The sequence below is a fragment of the Citrobacter sp. Cf072 genome, from assembly GCF_030334485.1.
Lineage (GTDB): Bacteria > Pseudomonadota > Gammaproteobacteria > Enterobacterales > Enterobacteriaceae > Citrobacter > Citrobacter freundii.
The window spans coordinates 1-281 of sequence record NZ_JAOWDX010000012.1; the positions used below are offsets into that span (position 1 = coordinate 1).

Annotated in this window: 1 tRNA gene and 1 rRNA gene; both read left to right on the top strand. The window is 54.8% G+C overall.

Annotated elements, in window-relative coordinates:
* The first annotated feature begins 86 nt into the window (after nucleotides 1-86).
* Nucleotides 87-162: transfer RNA gene (locus OGX66_RS00370), tRNA-Thr, on the top strand.
* A 38-nt stretch (nucleotides 163-200) separates the two neighbouring features.
* Nucleotides 201-281: ribosomal RNA gene (gene rrf, locus OGX66_RS00375) — 5S ribosomal RNA — on the top strand; the annotation flags it as partial.

Sequence of the window (281 nt, forward strand, 5' to 3'; positions counted from 1 at the left end):
CTCAGAAGTGAAACGCCGTAGCGCCGATGGTAGTGTGGGGTCTCCCCATGCGAGAGTAGGGAACTGCCAGGCATCAAATTTAGTGTGCTGATATGGCTCAGTTGGTAGAGCGCACCCTTGGTAAGGGTGAGGTCCCCAGTTCGACTCTGGGTATCAGCACCAGTTTTTCGGTTAAAGTTCGGCACTTAGAAAAGAATTTGTCTGGCGGCTGTAGCGCGGTGGTCCCACCTGACCCCATGCCGAACTCAGAAGTGAAACGCCGTAGCGCCGATGGTAGTGTG